17 protein-coding genes are annotated in these 14,413 nt (G+C 49.0%); 2 read left to right on the plus strand and 15 right to left on the minus strand.

The genetic code is table 11. The annotated features are described in order from the left end of the window. Positions 1-16: 16 nt before the first annotated feature. On the minus strand, positions 17-772 hold the full coding sequence (locus tag M1L66_RS16810) for a tRNA lysidine(34) synthetase (RefSeq protein WP_187022030.1): 756 nt from the start codon (positions 770-772) through the stop codon (positions 17-19). A 356-nt stretch (positions 773-1,128) separates the two neighbouring features. Beyond that, positions 1,129-1,674 (minus strand): TetR/AcrR family transcriptional regulator, encoded by a 546-nt coding sequence (locus M1L66_RS16815; protein WP_434687217.1) that lies wholly within the window; start codon positions 1,672-1,674, stop codon positions 1,129-1,131. Between the two features lie 127 nt (positions 1,675-1,801). Between M1L66_RS16815 and M1L66_RS16820 the strand changes: the two genes are divergently transcribed. Further along, on the plus strand, positions 1,802-2,728 hold the full coding sequence (locus M1L66_RS16820) for an alpha/beta hydrolase (RefSeq protein WP_434687219.1): 927 nt from the start codon (positions 1,802-1,804) through the stop codon (positions 2,726-2,728). Between the two features lie 38 nt (positions 2,729-2,766). On the opposite strand, the gene M1L66_RS16825 is transcribed toward M1L66_RS16820, so the two are convergent. The 12 genes from M1L66_RS16825 to M1L66_RS16880 all read right to left on the minus strand — a co-directional run bounded on the left by M1L66_RS16825 (position 2,767) and on the right by M1L66_RS16880 (position 11,934). Further along, positions 2,767-3,012 carry a hypothetical protein gene (locus M1L66_RS16825; RefSeq protein WP_434687221.1) on the minus strand — a complete coding sequence of 82 codons (246 nt, stop codon included), beginning with the start codon at positions 3,010-3,012 and terminating at the stop codon, positions 2,767-2,769. Between the two features lie 122 nt (positions 3,013-3,134). Beyond that, complete coding sequence (locus M1L66_RS16830; protein ID WP_434687223.1) at positions 3,135-3,473, minus strand: hypothetical protein; 339 nt, start codon at positions 3,471-3,473, stop codon at positions 3,135-3,137. Positions 3,474-3,520: 47 nt separating this feature from the next. Beyond that, a complete protein-coding gene (locus tag M1L66_RS16835; RefSeq protein ID WP_038258072.1) occupies positions 3,521-4,144 on the minus strand; it encodes a DUF4317 family protein in 624 nt (207 codons plus the stop codon). A 191-nt stretch (positions 4,145-4,335) separates the two neighbouring features. Then, positions 4,336-5,835, minus strand: a complete 1,500-nt coding sequence (locus M1L66_RS16840) for an RtcB family protein (RefSeq protein WP_434687226.1) — start codon at positions 5,833-5,835, stop codon at positions 4,336-4,338. Between the two features lie 95 nt (positions 5,836-5,930). Next, positions 5,931-6,290: a molecular chaperone Hsp90 gene (locus tag M1L66_RS16845; protein ID WP_187022209.1), complete on the minus strand. Its 360-nt coding sequence runs from the start codon at positions 6,288-6,290 to the stop codon at positions 5,931-5,933. Positions 6,291-6,356: 66 nt separating this feature from the next. Continuing rightward, positions 6,357-7,574: a hypothetical protein gene (locus M1L66_RS16850; protein WP_434687228.1), complete on the minus strand. Its 1,218-nt coding sequence runs from the start codon at positions 7,572-7,574 to the stop codon at positions 6,357-6,359. Positions 7,575-7,600: 26 nt separating this feature from the next. Beyond that, complete coding sequence (locus tag M1L66_RS16855; RefSeq protein WP_434687230.1) at positions 7,601-8,677, minus strand: diguanylate cyclase domain-containing protein; 1,077 nt, start codon at positions 8,675-8,677, stop codon at positions 7,601-7,603. Positions 8,678-8,728: 51 nt separating this feature from the next. Then, positions 8,729-8,923 (minus strand): hypothetical protein, encoded by a 195-nt coding sequence (locus tag M1L66_RS16860; RefSeq protein ID WP_434687232.1) that lies wholly within the window; start codon positions 8,921-8,923, stop codon positions 8,729-8,731. 4 nt (positions 8,924-8,927) lie between these two features. Next, positions 8,928-10,490 carry a sensor domain-containing diguanylate cyclase gene (locus M1L66_RS16865; protein ID WP_434687234.1) on the minus strand — a complete coding sequence of 521 codons (1,563 nt, stop codon included), beginning with the start codon at positions 10,488-10,490 and terminating at the stop codon, positions 8,928-8,930. Between the two features lie 117 nt (positions 10,491-10,607). Then, entirely contained in the window at positions 10,608-11,090 is a 483-nt protein-coding gene (locus tag M1L66_RS16870; protein WP_432764185.1) for a metal-dependent transcriptional regulator, read from the minus strand. Next, a complete protein-coding gene (locus M1L66_RS16875; protein WP_434687237.1) occupies positions 11,044-11,517 on the minus strand; it encodes a MarR family winged helix-turn-helix transcriptional regulator in 474 nt (157 codons plus the stop codon). Before M1L66_RS16875 ends, M1L66_RS16870 begins: the two co-directional genes overlap by 47 nt. A 33-nt stretch (positions 11,518-11,550) precedes the next feature. Then, positions 11,551-11,934, minus strand: a complete 384-nt coding sequence (locus M1L66_RS16880) for a heavy-metal-associated domain-containing protein (RefSeq protein WP_434687239.1) — start codon at positions 11,932-11,934, stop codon at positions 11,551-11,553. A 267-nt stretch (positions 11,935-12,201) separates the two neighbouring features. Here M1L66_RS16880 and M1L66_RS16885 point away from each other — a divergent pair, with 267 nt between their 5' ends. After that, on the plus strand, positions 12,202-13,044 hold the full coding sequence (locus M1L66_RS16885; protein ID WP_434687241.1) for a YitT family protein: 843 nt from the start codon (positions 12,202-12,204) through the stop codon (positions 13,042-13,044). Positions 13,045-13,075: 31 nt separating this feature from the next. Here the strand turns inward: M1L66_RS16885 and M1L66_RS16890 are convergent, their stop codons facing one another. After that, positions 13,076-14,413, minus strand: a complete 1,338-nt coding sequence (locus M1L66_RS16890) for an MATE family efflux transporter (RefSeq protein WP_434694270.1) — start codon at positions 14,411-14,413, stop codon at positions 13,076-13,078.

The raw sequence follows: 14,413 nt of genomic DNA on the forward strand, positions 1-14,413 counted from the left end.
ATGCCTCCTGATTTGTTCATGATTCTTTTATAACTTCCGTTGTGGGTTTGCTGAGAATTTCCGGCCAGCCTTCAATATTTCCATCGACAATCGCATGGAAAAGACGATCTTTTACACCCGGATTTTCCCGTTCCAGAGTTTTCGTTAATTTTTTAACATATTCCCGTTTTGTATGGCCGTCCACTGGACACGGATTTTTACATACCGGTAAATTGTATTTGTTCTTAAAGCCAATTACATCGGCTTCCTTAACGTAAATCATCGGGCGAATCACAGTTAATCCGGTACGGTCCAAATACGTACTGGGAGAAAATGCGTAAAACCGACCTTCATAAATTAATGACAATAACATGGTTTCGATCAGATCCTCACGATGATGCGCATAAGCAATTTTATTGCAGCCCAGCTTTATGGCCGCTTCATTTAAAGCGCCTTTGCGTAACTTTGCACAGAGCGCGCAGGGATTGGATTCCTCGCGTGTGTCGAACAATATTTTTCCGATTTCCGTAGAAACTATCGTATAAGGAACTGAAAATCGCTCACAGAGTTCTTTAACAGGAGATAAGTCAAAATCTCCAAAGCCCAAATCTACTGTAATAGCGGATAATTCAAATTGCTTCGGATAAAATTGTTTTAATCCCTGTAAAGCATATAATAAAGTAAGACTGTCTTTACCTCCGGATATACCGACAGCGATATGGTCGCCGTCCTCAATCAGATGATAGTAGTCGATAGCCTGGCGGGTGAGACTGTATAGCCGTTGAAGTTTCATGTAAAATGGCTCCTTTATGTAATTGATGTAAAATAGCGCTTTTTAGCACTAACTATTCGTTAAAGAAGTGTTTCGCGCATAGTTGGAAATCGCTCTCTTTATCGTACCATGGTTTGGATTGGTTTTCAACTATGCGTGAAAATAATTTTTCACTATCTATAACTCTTTTTAATCACTGCCGCCATCACCGCTTCTGCTGGCTATTACTAAATACGCTCGAATACATGCAGCACTTGGTTCCTATAGCGCTTGTTTCTGATTGTACGAAAAAAATAGGCCGGAAACCAAATAAAAACAGGAGGAAACAACCATCGCCGTTTTCCGGCCGAGTCCTCCTGTTTCTTACGATCCTGTGTCTACTTAAACGGTGACGGCATGATACTGCTGATCACCTCCGCCATCTCCTCCGGGCTCTCTTCCATTCCATCGTTTATCCAGTGTATCGTGATATTCCAGAACCCGCCTGCCTGATAGATAAGCTCCAGCTTTGATTTGCCCCTATACACGGGATTACTGAGAAACAGATCATTGATCGCAGGCAAATACTCGTCAAATTTCTGCAGCACCAGAAAAAGAAGATTGTTCCGCTTCAGCAGTATGAAAAAATGGGCGTACTGCCGGCATAGCGATAAGTACGCTTCTGTCACGGAATAGGCTGAAAGCTGCGGCAAATCCTGAAGCATTTGAATATAGAGATCACACAGTTCCTGAAGCTGTAAGTATAACACCTCTTCTTTGGAACGGAAATTCCGGTAAAAGGTCTTCCGGTCCAAATCCGCACGAGCCGTCAGCTCTTTGATCGTGATCTTCTCATAATCTTTCTCTTCCATTAATTTCAGCAGTGCTTCTAATATCCACTGTTTCGACTGAACCGTAAGGGGATTCTCTTTTTTCATGTTCATAGACGTCTCCTGCCACATTTTATGTCATATGAGGAACATGTCTCCCCCTCATTGACTATAGTCTTATTATAATATAAAATCATAAATGCCACAAGTGGGACATTTAAACAGTAAGGAGATAAACAGAATGGACAGCTATCAAAATGACCGGACCTGGTTAAAGGTTCAGGAATATCTGCCGCCTCATAATCGATTGGAGAAAGCGGAACTGCCCGAAGAATATTATTTAACCATAGACACTATGGAGATCCATATTGATCATTATAAAGTTGCTTCCCCCAAAGGAAGAGTCATACTCTTTCATGGAGTCGGCGGAAACGGGCGCATGCTCTCTGCTCTTGCGCTGCCCTTAATGAGAAATGGATTCGAAGTGATCTGTCCGGATCTGCCATTATATGGGTATACCCGTTGTTCAAAGAACGTGACCTGGCAGACATGGGTTTCCGTCGGAACCGAAATTGTAAATCACTATCAAAGTACGAAACAACTCCCCACATTTTTATTCGGACTCAGCGCAGGCGGCATGCTGGCCTATCAAACAGCCACGGAATGCCTCCAGCTTAACGGTCTGATGGCCTCCTGTATTCTCGATCAGAGAATCAAGGAAGTCACGAAGCATTCTGCAAAAAATCCCTATGTTGGAATAGCCGCCAAGCCCGCTCTGGCGCTACTGCAAAGAGTTGCAGGCCATGTCAGAATTCCAATGAAATGGATTGGCAATATGAAAGCGATTGTCAACAATGAAGAGCTTGCCGCGGTTCTGATGAAAGACAAAAAATCTTCCGGAGCCAGGGTATCTCTGGCCTTCATCCACACCATGCTGAATCCGGTTTTAAAAACAGAACCCGAAGATTTCAAATCCTGTCCCTTTCTTCTGGTTCATCCCGCCGAAGATCATTGGACTGATTTAAAGTATAGTCTTCTCTTCTATCAACGTCTGGCATGCGAAAAGCAAACGGTCATACTGAAAGGCGCTGGGCATTTTCCCATAGAAGAGGCGGGACTGATGCAGCTGGAGCAGGCATGCGTTGCATTTTTAGAGAGCCATCTATAGCCATCGGTCCAGGGTCTGATATAACTGCGGGATATCAATCAGTATCGCCATATGTTCATTCCGGATTCCACAGTCTTCTGCCGGTCATCTGCGAACGCATTGGCAGTCATCGCAATGACCGGTATCGTCCTGACATCCTGCCGTTCCAGCACTCTTATCTGAAATTCCGTTCCTTCCGGGCGCCGGAAGCGGCTGAATTCCAGATCCACATACCAGCCGTTCACTCCGTAGAGTTCAACTGGCTCTGAAGAGATAAAGAATTGATTCTTCACATACCATTCCATATTTTAAGCTCCCGGCCTTTCTCTAACATCACTTTTGCAGTCATAAAAAGCAGGCACTTATCATACCTGCTTTTCTCATGCTCCGAACTACTTAATCCCCTGAAAATATGGTCTTTTCTAATCTAATCTTTCAAATCACCCTCAAAATAACGCCTGCTTTTTCTTTTTCCATCAACCGCTATTTTGTAATAATAACAGTTTCTTTTAAAATGCCAGCAGATACCTGCGACAACGCCAGTCACTTCCGGATGGTTCCTGGGAGAAACCGGTTCTCCGTACAGATGGCCCGGCGCTTCCTCCAACCGCTTAATCTTATCTGCATCTATGGTAAGATTCGTCACAGGCGCAAGAATGGTCGCTTTTCCATTTTCATAGTTTGCTGCATCATTGATCTCATACTGTATGACAGTCTGAAACAATCCAGCCTGCACGGTTCCAAAATCGAGACATACGCCCCACATAGTTTCCCCAACTCCTTAACATTGTTCTGAAAAGGCAGTTCCAGCCCTCATCCCAACCCTAATAGCTCCAGCAGCTCCCTGTGAGGCCGGTCGGCATCCGCCTGGAAGATATTAATATGGTTCTGATCGCCGCTCCTGTCCGTAAATGCGGGGAACAGGAAACCACATTCCGGTTTTCCCGGCTCATATTCCCCGGTCATCGGGCAGATGGCACAGATCATATATTCAAACACTTCCTCCGACTCCCACTGCCGTTCCCCGTCAGACCCCTTTGCCGGGATATCGTACCGGTCATGAAAAACCAGAATCGCGTATGCCGCATTTTTATGGTATTTTTCCATGACCAGGTCGTAAAAGGTGTCCATCAGGGCATCGTTCTTTAAGCCGCACTCATTCATGGCCATAAGCAGCTGCCACATACTTCCCGGCTTTCGCATGCTCTGGGGAAACTCGTACTTCTTCAGATTAACATTTGTCGCAGAAAAAGGGATTTCCTTTGCCAGCTTCAGTTTTTTCGTCCTCTCCGGCGCGGATATTTTCAGAAAATTCGTATTGAAACTCCCCTCAAAATCTCCGTCCCTGTCCACATAACAGCCCGCGATCCTCGTGAAGGATGTTCTTGCAAGGGTCATACGCCTTGTCAGTTCCAGCATATCTTCTCTGTTTATCATGATCTGTCTATTACCTTTCCAATGTCTTTCTGCCGTCTTTCTTCTGTTCATTCATCTGTTTTTTCTTCTGTCACTTTAACACTTCTTCTGAAATAAGAGATTGTTGACTCTCTCTGTAATCCAAATCTCATCGGCTGTGCTTTCCACCTCGTAGCTTCTGATCACTTCGCCGTTAAATCTGTTCACAATCCTTATGCCTTTACCGTAAACAACGGCTCCATTCTTGCCACCAGCCCGGCCATATCGTGGTCCTCATGGACCTTCACCACCTGGTCGATATCCTTATAAGCGTAGGGAGCCTCAGAACGTATGGATTCCTCCCATTTCTTCAGGATATCGCTCCGCCCCTTCAAATCGCTCCTGTTTGGATCGATGGGCGTTACAACGTGAAATTTCTTCATAAACTCCTGGAATTCCTCATCGCTGCCATGGATCGCATCCCCTCTGGACAGCCTTCGGCCCGCCCCATGGCTTGCACTCCACAGCGCATCCGGATTCCCCATACCTTTGAGGAGATAGCTGGAGCTTCCCATGGATCCTGGAATCATCACCGGTTCCCCGTAATAGGCGAAGGGGGTTTCCTCCATCTCTTCCATGCCTCTGGCCGAACAGGCGCCCTTTCTGTGAATGTAATACTTCCGGCCTTCTGCCTCTCTCTCCCAGATAAAATTATGGGGCGAGTCGTACAGAAGCTTCATCTCAAAGGCGCGCACCGTATTTTCAACGGCGTTCTGAAGCATCAGCCCCAGAAACAGCCGGTTGGCAAATCCAAAATTGGCGGCATTGCGGGTCGTATCGCGGAAACGGCGCCATTCCCTGTCCATTCCGCCTCTTTCCGGCAATAGGTATATCCCATTGTCCGGATGGGGAATGCTTTTCGGGTACAGTCCCTTCGTTATTATCTGGTTGATCCTGCCGCTCTGATGGCCGATCGTCAGAGAACCGGTATGTATCATAATAAGGACCGCTCCCTTCCTGATTCCCCAGGCGTTGGCGGTCTGCCCGTCATAGATCTCTGCCACGCGCTGCATTTCCACGAAATGATTTCCGCCTCCTATGGAGCCGATCTGATCGTCATAGGACAGGGTATGGGGATCTCCGGTAAAATCTCCCAAGCCTTCCGTATCGCCGGCCTTCAGGCTTCCGCGAAATGCGGTGTACTCCAGTTCCTTTTCCTGTTCTTCCCGGTTGTAAAATCTCCATATTCCTTTTCCAACCGCCTCTCCTAAGGTCTCAAGCAGGCCAGTAAGGCCATCTTTCAGCATGGCTTCCCTCTGAATTCCATTCATAACAATACCGCGGCCGCCTTCAAAAAAGATGCGGCGGACCTCCGGCAGCAAGGAGGACAGGCTGCATTCCAGTTCTTCCTCCTTCAAATCCGTGGTATACAGCCGCATCCCGCAGTTAATGTCATTGCCCATAGCCTGGGGAATGACAAATCCCTCCGTCATCAGTACCGTGCCGATGGGAATGCCTGCGCCCTTGTGAAAATCCGGAGTCACAGCGGCCCTTCTCACTGAGCTGTCCGGATTCTCAAAAAAGCCTCCCTCCGCCTTCATACGCTCCACGGTACGTTCCATCTGCATCATACTTCTCAACTCATCCACGGCTTTTTTATCCGGTTTTGTTCCTTCCGGAAGGAAGAGAGACACACCGCAGGACTGGCTGTCAAATTCTAATTTAAGCTCCATACAATCCGCTTTCTAAACCTGTATTGTTCATGTGGTAAAAGGCACCGGTCATTACTGACCGATGCCCTGTTAAGTATTCCGTTTCTTCGTTTCTCCTAGCCCAGAAGAATATCCTTCTTATCCAGAATTGCCTCTACTGCCGCACAGGCCGGACAATCACAGTACTTTGCTCCGGCTGCTTTGATCTCTCTTGCATGAGCCGCGACATCCTTCGCCTTATCCACTCCGAAGACCTGAGCACCGTGCTCGGATTCTGCAAAACCGATCAGGCTGTCAATCGGCATAATATCCGCTTCCAGTTCCTCCACATACTTTCTGTTTTCTTCCGCTTCCCGGTCAGTTCCAACCGCATCGAGCCAGGCCTGGGCCGCTGCCCTTGTCTCTTCACTGCATGTCGATGCACCTATTAAATCGTTTGTTTTCTCAACAACATAATCCAATACGTTTTTATTCATCATTGACGCCCCTCTTTCTTACAGAATTTTTCTATATTTTACCACAGTCATTCCATCTTTGCAATGTCACTGCTGCATTTCGCTGATTTTCTGAATGGCCTGCTCTCTGGAAAGATACTGCTCCCACACATACCCATCCCTGGCCTTCGAGGTATCATAGACTGCGTTTAATGCCTGGCTGTATTCTTCACGGGACATCAGCGTGCCGTTCCATTCATACTGGTAGACCACATCCCCGTTTTCGTCGAATTCAAGCTTTGAATTGTCCTTTGCCCCATAGTAACCGCTGGCGACCAGGGATAACTGACCGTCTGCCATGGTGTATACCAGGTCATAGTAGCTGTCCATATTTCCCTCAGAATTGCAGAGAAGGTTTCCCTTCTCAATATAGCTGAAATACAGCCGGTTCAGCTGGTTTTCAACGACAGAGCCGCCGGCGTAAGCGGCAATCATACAGCCCACCGCCTCACTGTTACCGATCTTTACAAGTTCTGGTATGTCGTCGTCATTGAGATAGATCAGCTGATATCCAACCCACTCTTCTCCGTCCTGGGCCTGAAGATAATCGATGTACGTCTGCTTCCATCCGGCTGACGCTTCATTCTTCCTTCCCGCTCCCAGAAATCCAAGTACGGATTGAACCGTCTTCTCCGCAAGTGCAGAATCGGCTGCCTCCGACAGCCCCTTTTCCAGGGTAAATGCGCCGCTTTCACTTCCGCTGTAGATTCTCACCTCGGAACGGCCGGCCTCTGTCCCGGACAACGGTAAATAGCTGCATATGATTATAATATCGTTGAAACCGTCGCTGTTATAGTCGGGGAAGGACACCGCCTCCACCTTTTGAAACCGTTCCTTTTCACGGTTATTATCCTTATATACGCCATCCAGAACCGTGACAGTCCGATCGCCGTCCTTCAGCTCGAACCGTGCATCTGCGGTGGAATTCTCCCCTGCCTCCGGTTCATAGGAGACAAATGTCACCTTTCCCAAAGGATTTAAGTTCGCCTCAAACGTCTGGTCCCTGATGATCCTGTATTCATGCTCCCCGGCGCCGGAAGAATCCGCTCCCTGGGTACCTTCTGCCTGCTGCTCTTTGCCCCCGTTCTCGATCGTAATCTCAGGTTCTTTTCCGCTTCCGCCGCCGTTTTCGCCCTCTGACGATTCCGCTGTGATTTCCGGTTCCTTTAAGTCCTGTGCCTTTTCCTTCTGTCCACAGGCAGTCAGCACGCCGCAAAGAGCGATACAGGCCGCTGCTGCCCTCCATCTGTCAGTCCTTTTTCTCATGTGTTTTCCTCTCAGGTATGTTCTCTTCACACCATCTGTTCTTTCTCTTTAAATTCCCTCTCAAAACGTTCCGCCGCATGCCTTAGAAGCTCAGCCGCATGGGAGCCGTCAGCCGGATAAGACACCGTGCAGAATTCCGGATTCACGAATTCCTTTTTACCATTCATGCTCCGCTTCCAGAACAGCTGCAGAACAAACTCCTCGATCATCTCCTCAGCGGCCCCACTCTCCCTGTCTTCAAACAGAGCGATCGCAATAACCTCCTCGCCCAGCCTTGCGGCCAGCGTTTCGGCAGGAAAATTCTCCCCAATGCTCCCGCGGATCCGGCCAAGGTAGGCAAGCACTTCCTCCCTGCTGGCCGCTCCGGACAGCCTGCGGAAATTGGACAGCCGGACATAGAGCACACAGAGACTGGTCTGCGGCCTTCTCCCAATCCGGCGGTCAACGAAATCGCAGAAGCCTTCGACGGTGTACAGACCGCTGTCCGGCTCTGTATAGCCAGCTTTGTAGAGCTCCCGTTTCTGCTCCGTGATCCGCCACGCAAGCATAACCAGCGCTATGACGAGAAGCGCAACCGCACCGCAGCAGACATTGGCGGCCGCACGTTGTTTTACAGAAAACCAGCCTTCCTTGGGTATGATACTGAGCGTCCATACAGCCGGAAGACTGAACGTAAATTTCACTGCATCGGAAAAATCAATCGACGAGTCAGATACGGCGATTACGTTCTTATTCTCCCCCATGGAATTGACTCTCCAGAGCTCGTAATCATAACCTGCATCCTCCAGAAAGCCGAGTCCCATCTGTGAGATCACGTAGTCCCGGTCGAGGGCCGCCGCGATTTCTCCCTTATACTCATTTTCCTCAATCACGGGATAAAGAAAAAGGAATACGTCCTTTTGATTGACTCCCAGCTGCTCCGGTCCCTCTATCACGCCGTCTTTTATCACTTTTGCCAGAGTATAGCTGTAGGAAAACTCCCGAAGTTCTTTTCCCACAACTTGCCCGTATTCCTCCTTCGGATATACCGCCGTCAACGTATCCCCTTCAAAGTAAGCGATCGCCTCAATGGCGGAATATTCCGCCAGCAGCCTTAAAGACACCTGCTCAAACAGCTTTAAATCCTTGTCAAGGTATGGATCGGTATAAGACAGCTACTTCGCATAATTGAGCCTTTCAAAGTTTACGGACAGATTTTCATAGAAGAAGCTGAGCGTTGTCTGCGCCTCCTTCTGCCGTTTCTGAACGGAGGCAGACTGAATCTCACTCCGTACCAGCACGGCAGTACCAATCACAAGCACAATCAGGATACCAAATGGAATCCACTTTCTTTTGTCTTTGAAAAACATAGTATTATTCTCCATTCAGGAAAAGGGAGTACGTTCCTTTTCCATGGCGTTTCACATCGTACAGGGCCTTATCCGCCTTTGAAATCAGGGTCTTTAATGTATCCTTCCGATTCCAGACACACGCTCCCATGCTGCAGTGGACAGGAATCTCCGTCCCGTTTACAGTAATGGTAAAATGCAGCCGTTCGACAAGCTCGCTCAAAACATCATTCAGTTCTTCCACGCTGTCGATATCCTTAAGGATCAGAATAAATTCATCACCGCCGTACCTGCCTACAACGCCCTCATATTTCTTTTCATATCCGCGCAGGATGAAGCCGATCTTCTTCAGCGCGGAATCTCCGGCCTCATGGCCATACGTGTCATTCAGCAGCTTCAAATCGTCCAGATCTACAAAGCAGAGAGACAGCTTTCCGGAAGCGTTTCCATCCCGCAGCAGCTTTTCCAGCTGATTCAGGAAAAATGTCCTGGTTGCGAGGCCTGTAAGTTCATCCCGCAGCCCCTTGCTGGACATCTTGAGAATATCCTCATAGTCAACGCTCTCCGGAGCGATTGCATTGCTGTACAGCTTTTTCTCCATTTTATGTATCGAGGTCAGAAGCTTTTCCGTGATCGCCATCTGACCGAAAATATGCTTTTTAACGAACAGATACAGAATCAGCGTAATGAGTACCTGAAACAGCGCAGCCAGCAGAAGAAATGGCAGTTCCGCAGAAAACAGCGACAGGAAATCGACAGTTACAAGTATATCCCAATTTGTATTCTCAACCGGCCCAAACACGGTATATTGCGAATTTCCCGATTTCGTGCTTCTGAAAGAACCGGAATCCCTTGCCAGCAGCAGCGTCTCCAGCTTGTCCGTCGTGAGTCCGATCAGTTTATACTCACGTAAAATTTCCGTATAGGACGCGCCAAACGCCAGGCCGCTGGTGGATGACATAATCTGGCCCTTGGAACCGATCAGGACAGCCTCTGTCCCATTGGCCGCTGCGGACTGCTTTAACAGATTAACTGTATCGTCAAAATAGATGGAGCAGAACAGACTGCCGGTCATAATGTCATCCTGAATCAGAGGCACCGCCACCGTATAATTCAAAGTCTTGCCATCCGCCCCTGCGACGAAGCCATCCGTCACCTGAATCTCCCTGGTCGAATAAAGCGTCTGCATATATTCACGGCTGGCCAGGCTGGCGGCTTCCTCTCCCAGAGTATAGACCTCGATGTCCTCATCCACATAGCAGATGAACATATACCCAAAATATCGATTGATCTCATCAAGCTTCTCCGTCTTAGACTCCCACGGAACGTCCGGATCATAAAATTCCGGCAGCGCCGCCAGTGAAGTCAGCAGCTTTATGGACTCCCCTACCTTCTGCGATATCTGTGCAGAAGCGCTTTGATACGCGGCCTCCGCGGATTGCCTCATCCTTCGGACCGTAAGATATGCGCCGCTGAACATAACCGCCAGGACACATACAATACAGAATATGAGAAAGCGTCTGCGAATCGGCGCGAAGGGAAAGAGCTCAGCCTCCTGACTGTTCTTTCGTATGACATCTCTCTTCATGCAGCTATCTCCTAATAATCGTAAGTAAATTGACACATGACCAGTATAGCACAGAAACCATGGTATGACACTATTTTAATTTCATTGTGCATATTTTCTATGTCTCATTGTGCATATTTAGCTGCCTGCGGGCAGGCCTGCCTTTTTCAGAGCTTGAAAACTCTCATTGCTGACTGCGTGCTCCAGCCTGGCGGCATCTGCATGCGCCTGCTCCGGGGAAACGCCGACGGCAATCAGCTTTTCCTCGAAGAAACAGTGTCTCTCAAACACCTCTTCGGCCTCCGCTCTGCCGCTCTCCGTAAGATCGATGATCCCGTTCCCATCCTTTGTAATGTAGCCCTGCGCCTGCAGCTGCTTCACCGCCGCGCAGACACTGGGTTTTGACAGCTCCATATAATTTGCAATATCAATGGACCGGACCTCCCCGTTCGCCTTCTTCAGGATATAAATAATCTTCAAATAATTTTCACGTGACATCGTCAGTGCCATAGGAATATCTGCCTCCTGTTCAATATTGGTATGAAAAGTAAAATGGTAACTGCAAAATAAACTGTCAGCCGCGAAAGAACCGATCGCGCCGTCTCCGTTCGCCGCATTCACCGCAGCGTTCCTCCAGATCGTCAATCATGCGGTCTAAATACTCCTTAAATGTACTCTGCTCTTCCTCGGAAAGGCAGCCAAAGATATCGTCGGGACCGGGCTGGCTGTTCTCGCTCTCCTCTGCGCCGGCCCCCTTCTCCGTCAAGTGAACGATTATAACCCGTCTGTCATTCGGTGACGGCGTCCGCGTGATAAAGCCCTTCTTCTCCAGCTTGGACAGCAGTTCCCCAATGGACTGAGGTCTCATTCCCAGAATCTCCGACAGCTCCTTCTGGGGAATCTCCGGTTTTATCTTCAATACCTTGAGCACCCTTCCCTGCCCGCTGTAGGGAACGCCGCGATCTCTTAAATTCCGGTGAAAATACCGGTTGAGCAGCCACTGCATCCGCATTAACCGCTCCATCAGTTCGTGCGCATTCTGTTTCATCGTCTTTCTCCTCTCATCCCTGTCTTCGTTTGATCAAAGCTCCGCTGCTCCATATTCCGTTTCCCTGCTGACTGCATAGCCCGCGTCCTTGAGGACAATCCGAAGCGCCGCCTCGTCCACCTCCTGTTTCATATAAATGCTGACCTTTTCATTAAGCAGATTCACCTTTGCCCATATTCCCTCCATGCTGTTTAACGCATTCTCCACACAGACCGCGCTGTTGCCGGACGACATTCCGGATACTTTTAAACTCGTATGGTATGGATAATGGAACCGATTACGGTCCCGAACCTTCACTTTAGGAATGTACGGCTGACCAGACCCGCCGCAGCAGCCACCTGCCAGACGCAAGGCAGAAAGTCTCAGCGCACAGACCGCCATTGCAAATAAAAGCAGACCGATTATTATTGTTGACATGGTACTCCCTCCTTTCAACAGTCAAATGCTAAGGTACCTTCTTTTTGTATTATAAAGGTACCTTTGTAAAATGTCAAGGAGAAAATGAAGGTACCTTTTCAATTGCTGCAGCAATTGAAAACAGGAGGCAGCCGGCCCCCTGTTTTTATAATTTTACTGCATTTTGCTCTCGCAAGAAAGGTTTCCTTATGCTACAATACGAGACAGAACTCCTCACGGCCGATGGCGCGCCGCGGAGAAATTCACTAATTTTATTGGAGGTTCCATATGAAAAAATGGGAAGCAATCCGGGAATTCTTAATTATAACCTTTGCCACCATCATCGTGGCGGCTGCCGTGTTTTTCTTTCTGATCCCCAGCCACACGTCGGTAGGAAGCATCTCCGGTCTGGCCATCGTTCTGGGCAACTTTATTCCGCTGAACATATCGGCCATCACCCTTGTCTTAAATATCTTCCTTCTGATCCTGGGATTTCTGTTTATCGGCAGGGAATTCGGCGCAAAGACCGTCTATACCTCGCTTCTGCTCCCTGTAATGCTGGGTGTGTTTGAACTGCTTTTCCCGAACAATCAATCGATTACAAACGATGCGTTTCTGGACATGCTCTGTTACATCTTCGTGGTCAGCATCGGACTCGCCATGCTGTTTAACCGAAATGCGTCATCCGGCGGCCTGGATATCGTTGCAAAATTTCTGAATAAATACTTTCACATGGACTTGGGAAAGGCCATGTCCCTTGCCGGCATGTGCGTCGCACTGTCCTCCGCCCTGGTCTACGATAAGAAAATCGTGGTGCTGAGCGTGCTGGGAACGTATTTAAACGGGATCGCGCTGGATCATTTCATCTTCGGCTTCAACTTAAAGAAACGGGTGTGCATCATCTCGAAGCGCGAGGAAGAAATCAGGGACTTCATCCTGCACCATCTCCACAGCGGCGCCACCATCTATGAAGCAGTCGGAGCCTACGACAACCAGCCGAAAAAAGAGATCATCACCATTGTCGATAAAAATGAATACGCCATGCTGATGTCCTATATTATGAAAACGGATAAAAATGCATTTGTCACGGTTTACACCGTCAATGAGATCATATACCGCCCGAAGCGCTGAGGCGGAGCGGAACTGGTTTCTCAGCCATACTCTATCCCACCGACACTCCGCCTTCCCGCATTCTTCTAAAGATGCGTGTCAGCATCCACACGGCCGCGATTGCCAGCACGAATTCCGCCGTGAACTGGGCGTACGCCAGACCGTAAAGCGGGAATAAGTAATTGAGCGCATAGAGTGCCGGAATCTCCAGGATAATCTTTCGTAGTACGGCGAAGGTAAGCGCCGCTTTTCCCATTCCAACCGCCTGAAATACGCCGACTGCCAGGAAATCCATACAGAGAAACGGAAGTGCCAGGCAAAAGCCGCGTAGAAATCTTGTTCCATAGGCGATAATGGCCTCATTGTTCATAAATGCCCTGGTCAGGCTGCCCGCCCCAATATAATAGAACAGAGAGACGCAGAACAGGAAGGGAAGCAGCGTCTTCACCGTAAAGAGGATTGCCTCCTTCATCCGCTTCCTGTTACCGCTGGCATAGCAGTAGCTGACCAGCGGCATGATGCCCTGGGAAAAGCCGAGGGCGATCTGCACGGGCACCATATTGATTTTCTGAGCGATTCCCATGGCCGCCACTGCATCGGCCCCAAAGGAAGAGGTGAAATTATTCAAAATCGTCATCCCCGTCACATTAAACAGGTTCTGGATAGCCGCCGGGATTCCCACACCGCACACGCCGAGAATAATCGCCTTCTTCAGTCGGAAATTCTTCGGAAGGATGCAGATAAAGGTATTCGATCTGCGCACGTAAAGCAGGACAAAAAAATAGATGCAGGCCACACAGTTGGATAAAAAGGTGGCAAGACCCGCTCCGGCCGCCCCCATGTTCAGTCCCCACGGGAGAATAAATATGGGATCGAGGATTATATTTAACAGACATCCGCTCATGGTTCCGATACTGGCATGGAGCGATGCGCCCTCCGATCTCACCAGATATGCCATAACCACGTTCAGGATCGCAGGCGCCGCGCCGAAAGACACGGTCCATTTTAAATACTCCGCCGTAGCCTGCGCCGTGTTCGCATCCGCGCCTAAAAGCGTCAGCAGCGGCTGGTGAAACACGGTACAGGCGAAGGACAGCAGGAAGCCGAAAAACAGCGCGCAGTAGAAGCCAAAGGCTGAGCTCTGGCGGACCGTTTCGTAATCCTTCCGTCCCAGAGCGCGGCTCATCATGCTGGAACTGCCGACGCCAAACAGATTGTTGACCGCATTAAATGCCAGCAGCACCGGGGCCGCCAGCGTAACCGCCGCGTTCTGCACCGGATTGTTCATCATTCCGACGAAATACGTGTCCGCCAGGTTGTAAATGACCATAACCAGGGAACTTAAAACGGTCGGAACTGCCAGTTTCATAACCGCCTTCGGCACTGGCAT

The organism is Hungatella sp. SB206 (genome assembly GCF_051132295.1).
Lineage (GTDB): Bacteria > Bacillota > Clostridia > Lachnospirales > Lachnospiraceae > Hungatella > Hungatella effluvii.